The sequence below is a fragment of the Acidobacteriota bacterium genome, assembly GCA_039028635.1.
Classification (GTDB): Bacteria; Acidobacteriota; Thermoanaerobaculia; order Multivoradales; family JBCCEF01; genus JBCCEF01.
Genome location: JBCCHV010000067.1, coordinates 16,100 through 35,452, shown reverse-complemented (window position 1 = coordinate 35,452; position 19,353 = coordinate 16,100). Strand labels below are relative to the sequence as shown.

Below are 19,353 nucleotides of genomic sequence, written 5' to 3'. Positions count from 1 at the left end.
TTGCCCGCCGGCATTGTCTTTCGGGCCCTCGAGGTCGACCTCGACGATCGCGTGCTTCTCGAGTTCGACATGGGGGCTGCCGAGTACGGCATCTTCGCCGAGCTGCTGCGCCACGGCTTGCACGGCACCGCCACGATCGTCGATTCGGTTCAGGAGTCGGTGCCGGTTCGTCTCGAGCTCGACGACATGGTGTCCGTCTGCCGAGTGTTGCCGGAGGCCCCTGGTGATGGCGCGGCGCCGGGGCTCTATGTCTGGTCCGAGGAGGTCGAGGCGGACGACGAAGACGACCCGCCGGGCGTGCGTCTGTCCTTGGTCAACCGTTTGGAGCATCCGTTGCGTCTCGAGTCGCTGCGGGCGGGATTGCTCGACAGCGGCCCGGTGGCGGGCATGATCTTCGATGCCGAGGAGGTCTCCCTGAGCCGGGGCGTCACCCTGGCGGCGCGCGGTCACGCTGGGGGCAAGGATCGTCTCAGCAAGGACCTCTCACCGCGCCGCATCGCCGTCTGGGACGAGACGGTGCCGCTGGTCGGCGAGACGCGGGTGGAAGGCGGAACCCCCGAGGAGTGGCTCGAGGAGGTCCATCAAGACCCCTCCTTGACGACTGCCGAAATCGTCCTCGATCTCGACCGGGTGACGGTGAGTGATGACGACCGCTTGCAGATCGTTCGCCTGCGGCTGCTCGAGGCCGGCTCGACAGCCCCCCGCGAGAGCCTCGAACTACCTGCTTCCGAGCGCCAACGCGCTTGGCCCCTGCGGTTGACCTTGGGCGAGCTCGCCGGCGATCTCCCGGACCTCTTCCTGGAGTACGACTGCGTCACCGTCGACGGCGAGATCAGTCTGCCGCAACGGTTGGCGGTCGATCTGGTCAACCCGTCGACCATCGTGCTGCGGCCGGTGATCGCGCGGCCGGAGAGTGTGTTCACCATTGAGAGTGCCGCCGGCGAGCGTCGCGACGACCTCGATCTCGAGGCGGCGTCGCGCCGCATTGAAGAGCTGCGCGGCGAGGGCGTCGGCTGGAAGGTCTTCGCCCGGGTGGTCGAGGTTCCGGAACCGGGAGCCGGAGAGACAGGAAGCGGTGGGGCTGAGGACGGCGAGGACCCGGCGAGTGGCGAGTCCCCGACCGGCGATCCCGGGGGAGCTCCGGTCAAGGTCATCACCGACCTGCTGACGGTTGCCTTCACAGCCGGCGAGCTGAGTAGTGTCTTCGTCACCCTGCAGCCGGCCGGGGAAGGGGCTCAGACCACCTTCGCCATCGAAGCCGATGACGCCGGTGAGCGCACTTGGATCCCCGCCGCCGAGGGCGTGCCGCCCTTCCACTATCGGGTGACCTACCTGTACGCCGACGGCCGGCCGCCAAAGCGCGTCGAGGGCACCGAGGCGAGCCCGGTGCTGGTGCTCGACCCGGAAGCCTGACGGCCGTCTGTCAACCTTCGTGACGGTCGCGGCACCGATTCGCCGTTCTGGGTGATGGGGCCAGGCGCTTCAGGTGGTCGATGGTCTATTGCGAAAGTGGCTCAACGGATAGGTGTCGTGGGTGAGATGCTTCACGATGGCTCCTGATCTCGAATTCGTCTCGAGTTCAGGCCTGCCACAGGCCGCCTACCCCGTCTGGACCACCAGCAAGGAGCCGGAGCCGCGATCGGCCTTGACCGGTTCTTCACCGGCGGCGGTGAAGCGGCTCACCTCGTAGCGGTAGGCGAGACCGTTCTCGGCGGCCTCGGCCGGCAGGACCAGGCGTCCTTCGGTCTCGCCGGCGCGCAGGAAGGTGCTGAGCTTTTCGCCGTCGCGGCCGTCGGCGGCCGTTGGCCAAAGGTCGATGCGAAGGCCGAGGGCGTCTCCCGCCGCTCCCACCCAGACAATACGGACCTCCGATGGCGCTGCGGTGCGTCCGACCAGCAGCACCGTGTGGTCGCTGTCGAGCCAGTCCGACTGCTCGACGCTGCCGTCCTTGCCGATCACCGTCTGGCGCCAGGAGTAGGTCCGCCGTCGCGGGTCGAGCAGCGCCCAGCGCTCGGCCTTCGGTTGGTCCGAGCCGGCCGGGAAAGGAATGGTGCGGTCGACGGCGAGGTCGCCGTCGCGGTAGCGCAGCTCGACCACCAGCTGCGACACCCGATCCCAGTCGGCCACCGGGTGGAGGTTGACGACCAGATCGTCGTGGAACGGATCGCGGGCTTCGTAGGTGCCGCCAGCGATCGCTTCTTCGTCGCCGGGGTGGATTTCCCCGCGGCGATCCTCCCAGTCGCTGCGCACGAACAGTTGCGGCAGGCTCCGATCAGGGGGTGTCAGCCGGTGGCGCCAGATGGTGCCGACCTGCTGCTGGTCGAGGGTCAGGGAGGTCTGCTCGATCTCGTCGCCGGTGTCACCGTCTTCGAGGCGGAGGTGGAGGTGGAAGCGGGTCACTTCCTCGGTGGGGTCGCGGCGGATGCGCAGCACGCGGTAACGGAAGTGCTCGAAGGGATCGACCACCAGTACGCGATCGCGGCTGTGGAACGGGCCCGCCTCGATCGGGCTCGGTCCGCTGCCCAGGCCGCCGACGGTGCCGTCGTCGTAGAGATCGTCGAAGTGGTACTCGACGTGCCAGGAGTACTCATCCTGGCGCGGATCGGTCAGCGCGACCTCGAAGAAATGGTCTCGAGCCGGAGTGGCTTCGGCCTCGGCTGCCTCGCCGGCGTCTTCGCTCGGGCGTTCGGGCCGGGCGAACTCGAAGGACTTGCGGTGGTCGCCATGCTCGAGATGGACCACCGCCGACCGCAGGTCCGGCAGGCTTTCGAAGTCGATCGTCGACGACACCTTCACGGAGAGGGCGGAATAGAACGGGTCGTCGAGATCGAGCTCCTCGACCCGCACCTCGGCCTGCTCGTCGTCGACCATGGTGGAGAGCAGGCCGACCGCCGTGTAGGGCAGCTCGACGGCGGTGCGCCCGGCGAAGATCATCTCGTGATGCTTGGCCTCGCGCACCGCCTCGTAGCGCGCCTTGAGGGTGAAGAAGGCCGAGGTCGAGGTGATCTCGCCCTCGCCTCCCAACAAACCACCCAGCATGCCGCCGAGGGCTCCCATGCCGCGCTCCTGCTTCGGCGGAATGCCGGAGCGGAAGAAGTCGCCCAGGATGCGGGCCTTGACCAAATTCATCACCTGCTCCTGCTGGCGGCGGGCGTCCTCGCCGTCGGTGAAGGAGGTGATCTCGATCTGGATGACGTCGTTCTCGACCAGCCAGGCGAGGTCGACGTCGAGGCGCACGGAGACGTAGTAGGTGAAGCCGACGGAGGCCGCGAAGCGGTCGTAGATGCGCTCGTAGTCCATCTTGACGTGGGCGTTGAGGGACGGGCTGAGGGCCAGGAAGCGGAGGTCGTAGACCACGCCGACGGGGAGCTCGCCGCCGTTCGCCGCCTGCTCGAAGAGGCTCGCCCCTTCGGCCGACAGGGCGACCGCGAAGGCGGCGCGATGGGGCGGTGTGAGGGCCGCCGGATGGCGGTCGACGAGATCTTCGACCAGGCCGTCCTCCTCGGCGTGGGCGATCAGGGTGGCGACCGTTCCGGAGCGAAAGACCACCGGCGACAGGCGGGCGTCGGGGCGCCCGCTCTGGGAGGCCACTTCGCGCTGGACCCGGACCAGGCGGTCGCTGGGCAGCTCGACCTCGAACAGTGCCAGGCCCCCGCCGCGGGCCCGGGTTCGGTCGAGCTCGGGATTGTCCGTCAGGTCGCGGCGGTACTTGTAGAGGGTGAAACGCGGCACGGCGTCGTCGCCCTCTCCCTGGAGCACCAGGCGGGGCCTGCCGGGCAGGACGTGAAAGAGGTCGGGGTCTGCCTCGTCGCGAAAGACGACCAGATCATCGATGGAGTAGAAGGGCGGCTCGAGGGTGAGCATGGCGACTCCTTGGACGGGCTTCAGGCCAGCGGTTGGATGGCCAGCAGGTCGGCGGTCTTCACCGGCTCTCGCCGTTCGATGCGGCCATCGCCGTGGATCAGGGTCAATTGGTAGCTGTAGGTCTGACGGTCCGGGTGGGCCACCGGATAGGTCCAGCGCAGCGCCTGCCGGGTGTCTTCGACCAGGAACTCGTCTTCCGCCGCCAGGCCTGCGTCCAGGTCCTCGAAGGCGAAGCGGACCTTGAGGGCGAGGAGACCGAGGTCGGCGGCCGACGGGCCGACGAACATCAGCTCGACCTGTCGCGCCTGGCCGCCCTCGCCGACCACCAGCTTGCCCGGCGGCCCCGGTTGCCAGCTGCCCTCGCGCAGCTCACTGCGGGTGGTGTGAACGGTGATGCGGTACTCGTAGTCCCGCTCCTCGCCGTCCGCCGGTTGCCAGGCCCAGTGAGCCGAAGGCTCTTCGGCGGTGAGCAGGAAAGCGGTGACCTCCTGCGGGCGAGCCGTCGGCCGCAGCTCGACCACCAGGCGCCGGACGGCGGTGCCGAAGCGGGCTGCCGCCAGAACCAGGAGGTCGACGACGTCGGGCCGCGGGTCGGCGACCACCAAGGTCACCATCTCGCCGTCGGCGTCGATGCGCTGCCAGTCGTCGAGGATCTCGCCGCCGTCGGCCTCGAGATAGCGCACCCGTCGCTCGATTCGCCAGCGGGCACCGGGGGCGGCGCGCACCTGGAATCTCTCTTCGAGATTCTCGGCGGTGAGCTCGAAGGAGCGCTCTTCACTCCACTCGGCCAGCGGGTCGCTGAGGCGCAGGTCGAGGAGGATCCGCGGGTACTTGTCGAAGGGTACGCCCTGGGAGAGGCAGCGCACCGTGCGGGTTTCCCAGAGTTGCCGCGGGTCGAGCCGCAGGACGCGATGGTCGATGCGCTCTGTAGGAGCCTCGAGGACTCCCTGGAGACCGCTGGCGGCGGGTGACAAGTGGGCCTCCCAGGAGACTTCGATCTCCGTTCCGAGGTCCGGCTCGTGCCAGAAGACGACCTCTTGCCGTGGGACGGCGGCATCGAGCATCAGGCGCTCGCTGCGCTCGCCGTAGGACAGGTGGACCTCGAGGTGGTCTATGCCCTCGGCTGCGAGGTCGACGGTGGGGGCGACATCGAAGCGCATCTCGCGCGACGCCGCCGGCTCGATCCGGACCACGAAGTCGTCCACCGACAGTCCCCCGTCCGCGGGCAGAATCGCCTGCAGAGTGCCCTGCGGCGCCAGCGTCATGAGCTCCGCCTGGGCGGCCTGTAGGCGGTAGCGGAAGGTCTTCAGCTCGCGGCGATCGAGGCTCCGCAGGCTGTGGTTGATGGTGAAGAAGCCGGCGAGGTCCTTGATCGTGCGGCCGATGGTGGCGAGGCCGCTTTCCTCGGCGGCGGGGTCCATCGGTGGCGACAGGCCCAGACTGGGCTTGAACAGCTTGTCGGTGACGTAGCGCTGCGCCTGGGCGAGGGCCCGGTCGTAGACCTCGGATCTTTCGCCGAGGGGCACCAGCTCATCGATGTGGATCTCGATCGACTCGCGCTGGACCAGGTCTTCCATGGTCGGGCCGACGTCGATCGCCGCCAGCAGCTTGCCGCCGTGCACCCGGGCTTCGAAGAAGTCGTAGATCTGGCGCCAGTGGGCAACGATTTCGGCGCGCAGGGCGGGCCGCAGGCCGAGCACCTGGAGGTTGTAGACCACCCCCACCGGCAGGCCGCCACCGGCCAGGGCCCCTTCGACCAGGGCGACGCCCTCGGCCGACAGGACGGCCTGGAAGGTGGCGGCGTTGGCACCGTAGAGCCCGGGCGTCGCGGCGCCCAGGATGCGCTCGACGAGGCCGAAGCCGACCCCGTCTTCGGTCTCCTCTGCGCCGCCAGCCTGCGAGTCGTCCCGCGAGCTGCGGTCGATCAGGATCAGCTCGCAGGAGCCGCTGTTGGCCATCACCGGTGAGAGCACCGCCCGCATCCCCGGCTCGAGGTGGCGCGAGGCCCGCCGCCGGAGGCGCTCGAGGCGCTCATCGTCGACCGCCAGATCGACGGTCAGGGAAAGCAGGCCGGCGCCGAGCTCATCGTGCAGGCTGGGGTCGAGGCGGTACTCGAGGAGCGACAGCTCGGGCTTGCCATCGCTATCGAAGCGCAGGCCCGGACCGCCCGGCAGATAGTGGAAGCGCGCCGGGTCGGCATGATCCGGGAATAGGGTGACGCCCTCGGCGAAGAGGGCCGGTTTGCCGAGATCGATCATCGTCGTCGCTCCCGCTCAGCCGGCGAGGGATCGGGCCTGGAGAGCCAAGATGGCGCTCTCGTGCTTCTGCCAGCCGGACTCCTGCGGCCCGTTGGCGGTGAACACGGTGGTGCGGTATTCGAAGCTCTGCGGCCGGTCGGCACGCAGCAGCAGGCGCTTCTGCACCTGACCTTCGGCTCCCGGCAGGAAGAGATGCTCCTCGACCTTCTCGCGCTCGCCGTCGAGGGGCTCGGCTTTGAGGTCGACCTGCACCGCGTCGAGCCCCTCCGCCGCCAGATCCCCGAGGAGCACCATGCGCACATCGAGATAGATCCCGCCCTCGGTGATGGTGATCGACTCCTGATCGGTTTCCTTGGGCTCGTGGTTCTCGGAGCGGCCGTTGGTCTTGATCAAGGTCACCGCGTAGGTGAACTTGCGCCGGCGCGGATCCATCACCGGCACGGTCACCGTCTGGGGCACGAAGTCCGGCCCCTCGAGACTGATGCTCTTGCGCACCTCGTGGTCGTTGCCGCGGTCTTCGTAGACCAGCTCGACGTGGATACGCCGGACGTTGGCGGGGTCGACCTCGGGGCGCAGTGCCACCTCGAGGCGGTGATCGAAGGGATCGCGAATGAACAGCTGGGGCGTGTCTTCGGTGTAGGCCTCGCCCTCGATCTCGCTGTGATCCTTGAGGTACCAGATGTGCTGCACCTGGTAGTCCCGCAAGCTGGCATCGCTGAGCCGCACCACCCAGTCTTCGGGCGCGCTGTCCTTCTGAGTGAAGAAGGTGCGATCGGTGTGGAAGGCGCTGGCCTCGTCGTTGTAGGACAGGCGAGTCTCGACGCGATCGACGACGTCCCAGTCGACCGGGCCCGGCTCGACCCGCACCCGCAGCATCGCCACGTCCTCCGGCGGATGGATGACCAGCGCTCGGCTGGTGGCCTCTCGCCAGTCGGTCTTGTAGCTGTGATTCTGGGCGGCGATGCGGTCCGATTGGCCGAACTTGTAGTTGGTGCGGTAGCGGTAGGCGAAGTCGCCTTCATCGAGGAAGGCGGTGAAGGCCTTGTGAGCTTCTGCCTCGGAAGGCCCGAACTGGGGCGTTGCCACCACCTCCGGGCGCTCTTCCGTGCCGCCGTACTGCATCTCCACCACCAGCGTCTTCAGATCGAGCGCTTCATAGTCGGCGGTGGTCGAGACGTCGACTTCCAGGACCTTGAAGAAGCGGTCGTCGAGGTTGATGGTCTGGATGTGGTCGTCCTTATTGGTGTCCTTGATGAACGCCGAGAAGAAGCCATTCGGGGAGTGGGTGCGGGTCTCCGGAGCGACCACCGAGAAGTCGAAGTCCGCGGTCTTGAGCTCTTCCTGACGCTTGTACTTGAGCTGGAAGCCGATCTCGAAGCTGGTGCCGTCGCCGGAACGACCGGCGCTGGTGTCCGAGGTGGTGGCCATCAGGCTGCGCGCGGTGCTGGCGGCGGAAGCCGCCGCAGAGGCCGCCGAAGAGCTGCGCGAGGCCCCGGTCATGGCCGGCTGGAAGAACTCCTTGAGCACCACTTCCTGGAGCAGGGCGAGGGCGCGGGCCTCCATCTGATCGACCGTCGCTCCCTCCTGCTGGCGCACGATCTCGATCTGGATCGAGCCGCTCTGCTTGGCCTTTTCGAGCATGAAGCCGAGGTCGGCACTGATCGCGACGTTCATGTTGCCGGCGCCTCCGCCTCCGCCCGCGGCGTTGCGGCGCAGGGGGGCCGGCTCGTCGGCGCGCACCGTGCGGCCGCCAGAGGGGCGGTCGTCGGTCGGCTCCTCTTCTTCCGGCTCTTCGGGCTCTTCGGGGGCCGGATCTTCTTCCTCCGGCTCCGGCGTCGGCTCTTCCTCTTCTGGTGTCGGTTCTTCCTCTTCCGGCTGCGGGGTGGGTTCCTCTTCCGGTGCTGGCTCTTCATCCTCCGGCGTCGGCTCTTCTTCTTCCGGTGCCGGCTCGCCATCGGCCGGCGCGGGGTCGGCGGGGGAGTCCTCTGGCGTCGGAGCGTCTGCTTCTTCCTCCGGCGTCGGTGCCGGATCTTCTTCCTCCGGCTCCGGTGTCGGCTCTTCCGGCTCCTCCGGCGTCGGCGTGGGCTCTTCCGGAGCCGGATCCGCCGCGCCACCGCCGGACGGGCGCCCGCCGCCGCTTGGCCGGCCCCCGCCTCCACCACCGCCGCCGCCGCCGCCGCCGAGGCCCCCCATATTGACGCCGACGTGGAGGTCCGCCTTGAGCTGGGTGTAGAGGCGTCGGAAGTCGACATGGGCCTTGACCGCCAGGGCCGGTCGCAGGCCATTGAAGTCCATCTCGTACATCACCCCGATGGGGGATTGGTCGGCGGCATAGGCCTCTTCTAGCAGGGTGGCGGCGTCCGGCGTCAGGGAGAGGGAGAAGATGGCCCGTTGGTCCTGCATCAGTGAGGGCGTGGCGGTGCCGAGGATGCCGCGCACGAAGCGGCTCTGCTCCGGCGAGGCGGCATCTTCCTCACCTTCGACGGCGGACTGCCGGTCGAGGGCCAGCACGTGCACCTTGCCGCGGGTATAGAGCACCGGCACCAGGGAAGCCGGGCCCGAGCCCGGCGGCAGGGTGGCTTCGAGCTGGCGTCGAATCGAGTTCTTGACATCTTCCGAGATGGCGCAGTCGACGCCGAACATCAGGAAGCCGCCGCCGAGCTGCTCGCGGGTGCGGGGTGCGACGCTGCTCGAGTCGAGGGCGTGGCGGTACTTGAGCAGCGTCAGGTCCGGCCTGCCTTGTGCGTTCTTGCTGAGCTTCGGCGGGCCGCACAGGTAGTGAAACGTGGTCGGGCTGGCGTGATCGCGAAAGATCACGACGCCGTCGATCTCGAAGAATGGCGATTCGAAAGTCAGCATGGGGTCATCCTCGGTTTTCTTGCGGCGGCTTCAGGACGAGCACTTCGTCCCGCGCCGTGATCCAGGGGGAGATGAGCCGTTCGCCGGTCGGGGGAACGAGCGTCAAGCGATAGCTGTAGTCGGGATCGGAAGCCCGGAAGCTCCACGTCGGCCGGTCTTCCGGCTGACGCAGCACCAGGGTCTTGCGGTCGGCGGTGGCGGGCGCTTCGTCGCTGCTGACGATGCCGCGCTCGAGGGTCAGGAGAGCCAGGCGCCAGGCGCTGCCGAGGGCGAGCAGTCGGGCGAGAACCCTCACCTCCCGGCGCCAGGCGTCGCGCACCACGAAGAGGCGCCGGTCCGACTCGATGGTTGGCATCGTCTCGACCCGCCCGTCGGCGAGCACCAGGCTCTGGCGGACGCGGTAGCGGAAAGGCGTGTCGAGGGTGGCCGCGCTCGGTCGCCAGACCTTGCCCTCGCCGGGTTCTCGGAAGGCGAGCTGATGGGGCGTGCCGGATTCGTCGCTCACCGGCTCGAGGTCGACCAGGATCTGCTCGAGGTCGGTGAAGTCGCCGGCGGCCAAGAGCTCGATTTCGGTGCGCCGGGAGAGCTCCGCCGGCGCGTCGAGCAGCAGGCGGCCCTGGGGAGCCGCTCGCCATTCGCCCTCGATCCGCCGGCCGTCGCGACCCAGCCAGGCCGCCTTCCATCGCAGGCCGCCGTCGTCGTCGAGAGCGGCACCGAGGACCGGGCGCCAACGGCCGGTCGGTCGGCCCTCGTCGAGAACCAGCCGATGGCTGGCCAGGGGGGGATTGCCGTAGGCGAGATCGACCACCGCGCCGCTCACGCGGTCGAAGGGCACGTCGCGTAGCTCGGCGTCGACGGCGACGACACCGCAGGCGTCGAGATCGAGCACCACGATCGTGGTGTCGAGGGGGCCCTCGCTGAAGTGCAGCGGTGGCGCCCCGCCCTCGAAGTGAACCTCGACCTGATAGGAAATGCTGCGGCGGTCGGGGGCGGCGAGGTCGGTGCGGAAGTGGCCGGACGTCCGGCCCGCTTGCAGTACCAGCTCGGACTGGCGATGAATGCGCTCACCGCCGGGGGCGGTGTGGTCGTAGGTCAGGGTGACCTTGACCTTGTCGATCGCTTCCTGACTGAAGTCGACGGTGGTGAGAACCTGCACCTCGAGGAGGTCGAAGAAGCCGCCCTCGGCCTCGACCCGGCGGATGGTCTGGGCGAAGGCTGCAGGGGCGAAACGCGGATCGTCGAAACGCAGCGGGGCCTGGAGCGCGATCGGCTGAAAGACCGGGTAGGACTGCGTCAGGGTGAAGTTGAGGCGTGCTGCGGCATGGCCGTCGAGGTCGCCGTCGGAGGTGGTGAAGGAAGCGGCCAGGGCCTGGTCGAGGACCTCCGTAGCGAGAGCTTCGAGGGCGCTGCGGTGCGCGCCGTCGAGGGGCTCGGTGGTGACGATCTCGGTGCCGGCGAGATGCCGTTCGGTCAGGCTTTGGCGCAGCTCTGGAAGGACCAGCGGGCCAGCTCGACGAGCTTCGGCGATGACTCCCTGGGCGCGCTCGGAGTCGCACCACACGCGCAGCTCGACGCCGTCGAGGCGGTGGGCGAAGGCGAGGTCGTAGCGCAGCTCGAAGAGGTTTGTTCCGCTGTCGATGGCCTCGGCGAGGAGAGCGGCGCCGTCGGCGTTGAGCTCCACCAGGAAGCTCGCCGACTGATGGCCGGAGAGGCGGGCCGGACCGCTGCCGGCCAGGTGACGGATGAGCTCGCCGTCGGCGGTCGTTGCTCGTTCGCCGGCAAAGGAGAGCTCGACGCGGCCCTCCTGGAAGGGCACCGGCAGAATCTCGATCTCGCCCCCGAGGGGCTCACCGAGGTCGGCGAAGCGGTGCGCCACCGCCTCCACCAGCTCATCCTTCTCAGTCTCTGAGAGCGCGAGGTCGGCGGTCAGCACGACCAAGCCGCCGGCCTCCGGCTGCGGTCCCTCGGCGCCCGGCTGCCGGCGATACCAGAGGAAATCGAAGGCCGGCTCGACGCTGCCGTCCGGTCGTCGCCGGGAGGCGATACGCGGTTCGTCGCGCAGGGCGTAGAAGCGCGAGGTGAGCCTCCACTTGTCGCCCTGCCGCTGGCGGTCACGCCACAGGCTGAACTCGCCGATCCGGAAGCTGCCGGCCAGAGTCAGCATCTGGTGACCCCCTGCCGGTGTGCTGGAAAGAGAACCCGACTCATCGTCGTTCCCACCTCTCGCGGTGGCAGGAACGAGGAAATTCTCGCTTCTTGCCGACCCGTCGTAACGACCGGCGAGGGAGATCTCCTAATGGTTACAACGAGGAGGCCGAAGAAAGATGATCACACTGAATGGACAACGCGAAATCGCCGGCTGCCAGGTCTACCGCGACGATGTCGATCCCCTGGCTATTTACGTCATGCCCCAGGCCCCGACGCTGGCCATGGACGAGAACGGAAGACCCTCGATCTCGATGGCAATGTATCGCCGCGACGTCTCTGGTCTGACCGAGGAGGAGCGCAAGACCCGCCTCGGCGGCGGCATCCTGTCGCTCTCCGTGGAGCTGCGACCGAGCGACGATCAGGAGAAGGAAATTCGCCGGGCGGTCGCCTCGGATGCGCGGGTGCAGAACTTCATCGCTGCTTTCCGGCCCCAGTTTGCCGGCGATCGCAGAAAGATCGAGCAGGCCCTCAAGATCGGCATCGTGCCGATCAAGGACGGCACCGTCAGCCTGGCGATCCTGGGCGAGACCTCCGATTCCGAGGGCAACCTGAACGCCGGTAGCGAGTTCGTCAGCAGCCTGGTCGGCGTCGGCCGGGTCAGCATGGTGGGGCGCCAGCGGGCGTCCTTCATGGCCAAGCTGTCGCTCGATGGTGCGGTGCTGCTGTGGGAAATGATGGAGCGCGATCTGGCGGCGCTGCGGGTGGGCTACGACCTGACCTTCGACCATCGCCTCGACGCCATGCGCATGACCGTCTACTGCAACGCCAAGAAGTCCTATGAAGCGACCCAGGAGCAGTGGCAGACGATCAGCGACGATGCCTCCTGGCGGAGTGTCTACTCGGGAGGAAGCGAGACCCATACGGCGAGCCATGACGAAAGCTGGGATGCCGGGGATCGGCTGTTCGCCGTTTCCGAGGCGAGTCAGGCCTCATGGGTCCGGATCACCCCCGAAGCGGGCTCCGATGTGGTGTCGCCGGAGGTCACCGAGGAGCTGATCCGCTCCGGCAACGAGATGATTCGCGACTTTCTCGCCGCCACCTTCCTGCAGTGGAACCCCGGCTCCGACGTCCAGCTCGACGAGCAGCCGACCTTCGAGACGGAGCTTCCCGAAGCCCACGGCAAGGAGTACGGCCATCACGGCATCAAGTACTACAACCTGAAGACCTGGGACGAGTCGATGGAGGCCACGCTGCATCACAACTTCACCAGCAAGGCGGTGGTGCAGGGGCGGTTGGGGCCGAACGCCAACATGACCGGCGTGCTCGCCGGCCACGACCCGGACGACTTCCGAGTCCAGATCGACCTCGACCACGACTGGTACAAGTACCTCGATGTGCAGGTGCTCTGCACCTCCGATTTCTCAGAGGACCCGGTGGACCTGGTCAAGGCCCACCTCGAGTATGACGAGCGGGGGTCCCAGGGGCGGGTCCACGAGGTCAAGGATTTCGCCTTCCGCAAGGACTCGCCGCCGCAGAGCTTTCTCGCCTTCCTCGCCGATCCCGCTCGCAAGACCTACGAGTACGAGTACGAGGTCTTCTATCGCGGTACCGACGAGACCTACACCGTCTCGGGCAGGACCGACGAGACCATCCTGGTGCTCGATACGGACCGCATGGGAATCCTGCGGGTCGAGGTGGTCCTCGGGCTGGTCGATTGGAACCAGATGCAATCGGTCTTCGTCGAGATGTGGTTCGGCGGCGGCAGCGGTCGCAAGGAGACCGAGTTCACCCTCGACCAGCAGAACCAGAGCTTCCTGTGGAACCAGGTGATCGCCAAGAAGATCGAGGAGCCGTTCCACTACAAGGTCACCTTCGTCGACCAGTCGGGTCAGAAGATCGAGCTCGAGCCGGAGAGCTCCCGATCCGGTCGGGTGATCATCAACCAGCCGGTTCAGGAGAGCCTCGAGGTCGCCATCGTGCCGGCGGGCTCCTTCGGCGAGGGCGGCATGCTCTCGAAGGTGGTGGTGGCGATGCGCTACCGCGATGGCGACTATCTGGTCGACGACATCTTCACCCTGTCGAACGATGCCGATTCGAAGATCTGGACGGTGCCCCTGCTCGACGGCGACAAGCGCGAGTACGAGTACCAGACCACCGTCTTCTATTCCGACGGCGTCACCCGTGAAGACGACTGGCAGACGTCGGACAAGTCGGTGCTGGCCCTGGGCGATCCCTTCGGCTATCGGGTGCAGATCTCGCCCTATTTGCTGAAGGATCGAGACTTCGCCTTCGGCACCCTGCATCTCGGGTTCGTCGACGGCGACATCCGAGTCGAGAAGACTCTCGAGATCACCGATTTCACCCAGCCACTGTTTTGGCGCTTTCGTCTCGCCGCGCCGGAGCGCCACACCTACACGTACCAGCTCACCCTGTTCACCACCACCGGCGAAGAGAAGGTCCTGGATCCCGCCACGGCGGATAAAGAGGTCCTGGTCCTGCGTCCGCCGGCCGCTTGACGGGAGAATCGACGATGAACCTTGAATCCCAACCTTCTGCGTCGTCGCCGACGTCGCCCATCGAGTTGGCCCGCCAGATGGTGGACCAGGTCTGGAATCGTGGCGAAGAAGCCTCCTCGCTGATGCCCCATTCTTTTCACTGGGCCGAGGATTCCTTGGTTGGTCCGACCCGCGTTTCGGGCATGGGGGGGCGCTCGATGCTGCAAGAGGCGAGGGCCAACCGTCGTGCCTTTGAGGATTTCGAGATCAAGGTGACCGACGCCTTCGAAGACGACGCCGGTCGTGCTCTCCTGCTGTGGGTCGCCCGTGGCACTCACGATCAGGAGGCGCAACTCGGCAACAACCGTCTGGCCGATGGCGCAACGCTTCAGCCCAGCGGTCGCTCCTTCAGCGCCACCGGCTGGTTTCTGGTCCAAACCCGCGATGGCCTGATCACCGGCGTCAGCCCATCGTGGAACCCGATGACGCTGCTGCAGCAACTCGCCGTCGCGGAGCTCGATGTGCCGGTGGAGGAGTTTCTGGGCTGAGGTCTCGCCGCGCCCCGGAGACCGAGGGCGCGGCTCACTTCGGCGAATTTACGTCGACAGAAAGAGATGGTTGCCACCATGTTGAAGTCGGTGGCGCCTCATCACGGCGCCGGAGACTCGGCGAAGATCGCCTTGGGGCAAATCGGGGGGCCCGCCTTACAGAGCTCCTCGACGCATTTCTCCGGATCGCAGTCGATCCTGGACCAATGGTCTTCATTGACGATTGCCGAGGCGAGCAGCGGGTTTTCTCCCCAAAGGGGCTCGCGCTCGCTCACGAGAATCTTGAAACGGCCACAGTCGTAGGAAAAAGGCGATTCACAAGTCGGCACCGGATTCTGCCAGCGGGGAATCGGGAACGAGGGAATCGGGCGACGCTCGAGCGGTAGAACCCGTTGGGCGATCTCGTGATGTGCGAGGAAGTGAACATCTCTGAACCGGTTCTTGGCATCGGTGGGTCCCGGAATATTGGTCCACAGCAGCTCGAGATCTCCACGAGGCGTGAAAGTTATCTCGTGATCGGTTTGGTCTCCTGCCAGGTTGGAGATGGGAATGGTGGTCTTTCCTCGAGTCATGCTCAGATCTGCTTCGACCATCAGGCCGGAGGCGAGGACGCCGAGAGTTTTATCGGCCACAAGTTCTCCGTATTTGGTCGAAAACCAAGACTGAGACCAGTGGGTTCCGGCCACTCTCGCATCGCCGATCGCATCGCAGGCTCGAGCAGAACGCAGTCTGATTCTCGCCCGTCCGTTGAGCTTGGCCGAGGCGTCGCTCAAGTGGGAGCTTGCGGGCTCCTGGTCGATCGCTACCAGGTAGTCCTCGCCGAGAGTCTGCATTGTCGTCAACGACTCGATCGTCAAGTGGCGGTCGTTCATTTCCAGAAAGCAGACAGTCCGGTCGTCCGAAGCCGGCAGCTTGCTTTCCGCGGCACCCACCGAGCTGCAGTCGTCTTCGACGTCTTCCGCCAGAAAGACGAGATAGGCCTTGTGCTCCGGAAGCTCGTTGTCCGAGTCCTTGAGGTCCTCAACCTCGGCCTTCGGTAGCAACACGGTCATGTCGTAGTCGCCGTGGGGTGCCACCGCCGCCAGTCCGCCGATCAAGAGCTTGACCATGACTGTACTCATCTGAACCTCCCATCGAAATTCTCGAGAAGGGCGACGCTCCGCCGCGCCGTCCTGGAATTGCCCGTTGCCCAAGCGATTTGTTGCTGCAGGTCCGAGAATCTTAACTTCCAAGCTTATTTGTTTGTTTGAGTTATAGTTTATTGGTACATCTCGGGAGCGGCAGCCTTTCAACTTCGCGAGTAGCCCGCGGCGGAGGAACCCATGCGAGGACCAGTCCGTCTTGGCCCGGCCGTTGTTCTGGCCACGTTGCTGTTGGGCGGTGGTGCAGTCTCTCCCCTGGGAGGCCAGGAGGCGGCCGAGCCCCTCAAAGAAGAGCCGGGCGAGCCGAATTCGGAGCCGAAGCCTCGGTTCGAGGCCAAGGTCGACGTCACGGCGACCGGGCGAGAAGAGGATCCTCTGCAGGTTCCGATCGCCGTTTCCGCCCTCCCGGGTACCGATCTCGAAATCTTCGGCATCGGGGACTCGACGCAGCTCATCGGCAGTATTCCGGGACTGTCGTTCTCGGCCAACGCCCTCTCGCCGGGTCGAGATCTGACCTTTCTGGTGCTGCGCGGCGTCGGTGCCGACGCCCAGATCGAGCCGTCGACGGCGACCTTCGTCGACAACGTCTACCTTCCCAGCCTGGCCTTCGACATGGACTTCCTGGAGGTCGAGCGGGTCGAGGTGCTGCGCGGCCCGCAGGGTGCCCTCTTCGGCAGGAACGCCCAGGCCGGTGCGATCCATCTGGTGACCAAGGAGCCGAGTCGGCAGTTGCGGGGCAAGGTGCGACTCGGAGTCGACGAGTTCGAGTCGGCGCGCATCCTGGCGACGGTCGGCGGGCCGGTGGCCTCGCGGGCTTCCGCCAACTTCACGGGCCAGTTCCACGACACCGATGGATTCATCGAGAACACCACCTTCGACGAACCCGCCGACGCTCGCTCCGAGTGGGCGCTGCGTGGCAGTCTGAGCTTTTCTCTCGGCGAAGACTGGAGGGCGATCCTGCGCGCCGACGGGCTGGAGGACCGCGGCGACGGCTACGCTCCCGGAGTTGTCGATGGCTGCCGCTGCTACGAGGTTTCGAGCGAGTTTCGGGAGTCCTTCGAAGCCAAGTCCCGTGGCGGTTCCTTCCATCTCTTCAGGGACTTCGGGGGGACCGAGCTGTCGGCGATCACCGGCTTGCGACGGTTGTCCAATTCCCAGCCCTTCGACTTCGACGGCACCAACGAGTACATCGGCAATGTCCACGACCTCTACACCGACCAGGAGCTGCTGTCGCAAGAGCTTCGGCTGAGATCATCGGAGACCGGTGGTGAGCGCTGGTCCTGGCTCGCCGGTGTCTACGTCTTCGACGAAACCCTCTTCACCCTGCGGCGTTACTCCCTGCCGGAGCTCGACACGGTCTTCGCCGGCATCGCTGTCCGCCAGGCGGTCACCACCGATCGCCAGGGCTTGGCGTTGTTCGGCCGAGCCGAGATATCCCTCGGAGACCGCTATGAGCTGGCCCTTGGAGCGCGCTACTCGCGCCAGGAGGTCGACAACCTCTCCGATGTCGATGGCAGGATTCCCCTGATCGGCTTCGTCCTCGATTTCACCTCGCCGGCCGCCGCGACCTTCGAGGACTTTTCGCCCTCGGTATCCTTTCTGATGCGCTGGAGCGATCGGCTGATGACCTATGCCACGGTCTCCCAGGGGTTCAAGCCCGGAGGCTTCGACATCGCGCCGGGAGCCCAGCTCAACGTGCGGCCTGTCGACTCGGAGACCTCGACCAACTTCGAGCTCGGTCTCAAGGCGGAGTCGGCAGACCGTCGTCTCTCCGGTAGCGGCGCCCTCTATCGCGTCGACCTCGACGATCAACAGCTGCAGTCGGTGGTCGTAATCGATGGTGTGCCGTTCTCGGCCCTGGTCAACGCCGGCAAGAGCCACACCCAGGGCCTCGAGCTCGAGCTGGCGTGGGATCCCGTCGCGCAGCTCGGGGTCGAGCTCAACGTCGGCTATGTCGAGACCGAGTTCGATGAGTACGTCGATGCTTCGGGCTTCGATCGCGCCGGCGAGCCTTTCGCCTACACCCCCGAGCTCTCGGGATCGTTGATGGTGGACTTCGCCTCTGCCCTCGGCCCTTCGAACCGGACGCTCCGCGGCTATGGCCGGTTGCGCTACGTGGACGACTACTTCATCGGCCTCGATATTCCCTTCGGTCCCCGGTTCGATCTCGACTCCTACGAGATCCTCGACGTCGGCTTGGCCCTCGATACGGAGCGCTGGGGAATCACCCTCTTCGCCGACAATCTGCTGGACGACTACGTTCCGATTCGCACCTGGAATGCCTTTTTCTTCGCCGGAGACCTGGAGCACCGAACCACCGTTCTGCCGCCGCGCCGGGTCGGGCTGACCTTCGATTTTCGTTTCTGAGCTCCCCCGAGTTTCGTCTCGAGGGAGCTGAAGGCCTACTGCGGGTCGATCGTCGCCCGCCAGGGGAAGGCGGGCAGCTCGACCGCATCCGGGAGGTGCTCGAAGTCGCCGGTGGCGAGAAAACGATCCATCGCCGCCCGGAAGCCTTCGACCTCCTCGATCGCCTCCCGCAAGGCGCCGTGGGAGCCACCCTCGACGCGGATGAAGTGATGTCGGTCGAAGAAGGCCCGCAGCTCGTGGGCGTTCTCGATCGGCGTCCCGGTGTCCCAAGTGCCGTGGACCAGAACCGTCGGCACGGAGCTTTGGAAGGGACGGCGGAAGTCCTCGCCGAGATCGCCTTCGAAACCGGCGCAGAAGAAGTCCAGGCGCTGCCAGGTCGGGCCCAGGACCTCGATTGCCGGATCCCGCTCGATTCTCTCCCGCCGGTCAGGGCTGACTCCCGAGCCGCAGTTGTACTGCGAGAAGGCGGCATCGTGGCCCTCGCTCTTCATCAGGTTCCAGAGGTGGGTTTCCGTCGAGTAGGTGAGGTCGCCTTCGAGGATCTCGAGCAGAGTTAGCGGCCAGTAGGCGGTGCGGAAGCGAAACTGGGTAAAGCGTCGAGTCCCGGCCAGGATTTGGCGCAGATCGTCGCCATCGAGCTCGACAGTGACCGGTTCCTCTGTCACCGGATGCTCGATGGTGACAGCGATGGGCTGGTGGTCGGCCTTGGCGATGAGGCGCTGAAAGGCCGCCAGCAGGCCGCCCGGCGGTATCCGCGACGCCAGCGCCGGGGAAGCCTCGGCGGCCTCGGCAATGCGTTCGAGGGTGGCGAGCGCCTGGCTCGGAATGTCGTAGGTGTGGTCGGGGCCTTCGAGGCTGCCGAGGACCGCTCGCGCGACCTGCTCCGGAGATTGCCGCAGGACGGCCATGCCCCAATGGGATCCAAAGCTGTTGCCGCGGAGCTGGAACCGGTCGTAGCCCAGGAAGTGGACGATATCGGCGACGTCGGAGGCGGCCTCGGAGACATTGAAGCCCGCGAGATCCACGCCGCGGGAGCGCCAGTTCTGCCGACATTCCTCCAGCGATGCCCTGATCACGGCGCGTCGCAGCTCGGGATCCAGAGCCTCCTCGAGGGTCAGCGTGCGATGGGGAGAGCAGGGCGTCGCGGTCGAGCTCCCGAAGCCGCGCTGGCCGGGAACGACAACGTCGGCGATGTGGGTGAAGCGCTCGAGCCGGGCTTCGAAGTAGTCCGGTCTCTCCAGCCGGGGGCCCAAGCCCTCGAAGCCCGGACCGCCCTGCAGTAAGACGATCGGCGGCGTTTGCGGTGAGGCTTCGGGAGCTCGTCGAAAGCGAAAGAACTCGACCTCGATGGTAGAGCTCGCGGGGTCGTCGCGGCGCAGAGGCAGGGTGGCGATGCCGCGGTCGTAGGCGAGGCGGCCGCCCTTCTCGAGCGCCAGGCTCTCCTCGATCAGCTCGAAGGAGTGACTCTCGAGGCCAGCCGGCGCCTGGTCTTTCGAGGGTTGGATCGAGCAAGCGTTGAGGCTGCCCAGGAGAAGTCCGCAGGCAATCCAGAGGGCGGCCAGCCCGCGGGTTGATCGGGAGAACGGGCGACGGACGGGGCGGAGAGCCCCTCGTCCTGGGGCGGTGGCAAAGCCGATGAGCGCTGTCTTCATGGCGACAGTCTCGATGAAAA

General features: G+C 66.7%; 10 protein-coding genes. 4 read left to right on the top strand and 6 right to left on the bottom strand.

What is annotated here, in order from left to right:
• Positions 1 to 1,413: hypothetical protein (locus AAF604_21405; GenBank protein ID MEM7052238.1), on the top strand; the 1,413-nt coding region annotated here is incomplete at its 5' end.
• 186 nt (positions 1,414 to 1,599) lie between these two features.
• On the opposite strand, the gene AAF604_21400 is transcribed toward AAF604_21405, so the two are convergent.
• The 4 genes from AAF604_21400 to AAF604_21385 are packed head-to-tail and all read right to left on the bottom strand — an operon-like array spanning position 1,600 to position 11,145.
• Positions 1,600 to 3,864, bottom strand: coding sequence for a hypothetical protein (locus tag AAF604_21400; GenBank protein MEM7052237.1), 2,265 nt, complete (start codon positions 3,862 to 3,864; stop codon positions 1,600 to 1,602).
• 20 nt (positions 3,865 to 3,884) lie between these two features.
• On the bottom strand, positions 3,885 to 6,122 hold the full coding sequence (locus AAF604_21395; GenBank protein ID MEM7052236.1) for a hypothetical protein: 2,238 nt from the start codon (positions 6,120 to 6,122) through the stop codon (positions 3,885 to 3,887).
• Positions 6,123 to 6,137: 15 nt separating this feature from the next.
• On the bottom strand, positions 6,138 to 8,981 hold the full coding sequence (locus tag AAF604_21390) for a hypothetical protein (GenBank protein ID MEM7052235.1): 2,844 nt from the start codon (positions 8,979 to 8,981) through the stop codon (positions 6,138 to 6,140).
• A 4-nt stretch (positions 8,982 to 8,985) separates the two neighbouring features.
• A complete protein-coding gene (locus AAF604_21385) occupies positions 8,986 to 11,145 on the bottom strand; it encodes a hypothetical protein (protein ID MEM7052234.1) in 2,160 nt (719 codons plus the stop codon).
• Between the two features lie 160 nt (positions 11,146 to 11,305).
• Here AAF604_21385 and AAF604_21380 point away from each other — a divergent pair, with 160 nt between their 5' ends.
• A complete protein-coding gene (locus AAF604_21380; GenBank protein ID MEM7052233.1) occupies positions 11,306 to 13,645 on the top strand; it encodes a hypothetical protein in 2,340 nt (779 codons plus the stop codon).
• A gap of 14 nt (positions 13,646 to 13,659) precedes the next feature.
• Positions 13,660 to 14,172 (top strand): ester cyclase, encoded by a 513-nt coding sequence (locus AAF604_21375; protein ID MEM7052232.1) that lies wholly within the window; start codon positions 13,660 to 13,662, stop codon positions 14,170 to 14,172.
• 101 nt (positions 14,173 to 14,273) lie between these two features.
• Here AAF604_21375 and AAF604_21370 read toward each other — a convergent pair whose 3' ends face one another.
• Entirely contained in the window at positions 14,274 to 15,464 is a 1,191-nt protein-coding gene (locus AAF604_21370) for a hypothetical protein (GenBank protein MEM7052231.1), read from the bottom strand.
• A gap of 30 nt (positions 15,465 to 15,494) precedes the next feature.
• Here AAF604_21370 and AAF604_21365 point away from each other — a divergent pair, with 30 nt between their 5' ends.
• Positions 15,495 to 17,681: a TonB-dependent receptor gene (locus AAF604_21365; GenBank protein MEM7052230.1), complete on the top strand. Its 2,187-nt coding sequence runs from the start codon at positions 15,495 to 15,497 to the stop codon at positions 17,679 to 17,681.
• 35 nt (positions 17,682 to 17,716) lie between these two features.
• On the opposite strand, the gene AAF604_21360 is transcribed toward AAF604_21365, so the two are convergent.
• Positions 17,717 to 19,333, bottom strand: coding sequence for an alpha/beta hydrolase (locus AAF604_21360; GenBank protein ID MEM7052229.1), 1,617 nt, complete (start codon positions 19,331 to 19,333; stop codon positions 17,717 to 17,719).
• Positions 19,334 to 19,353 lie beyond the last annotated feature (20 nt).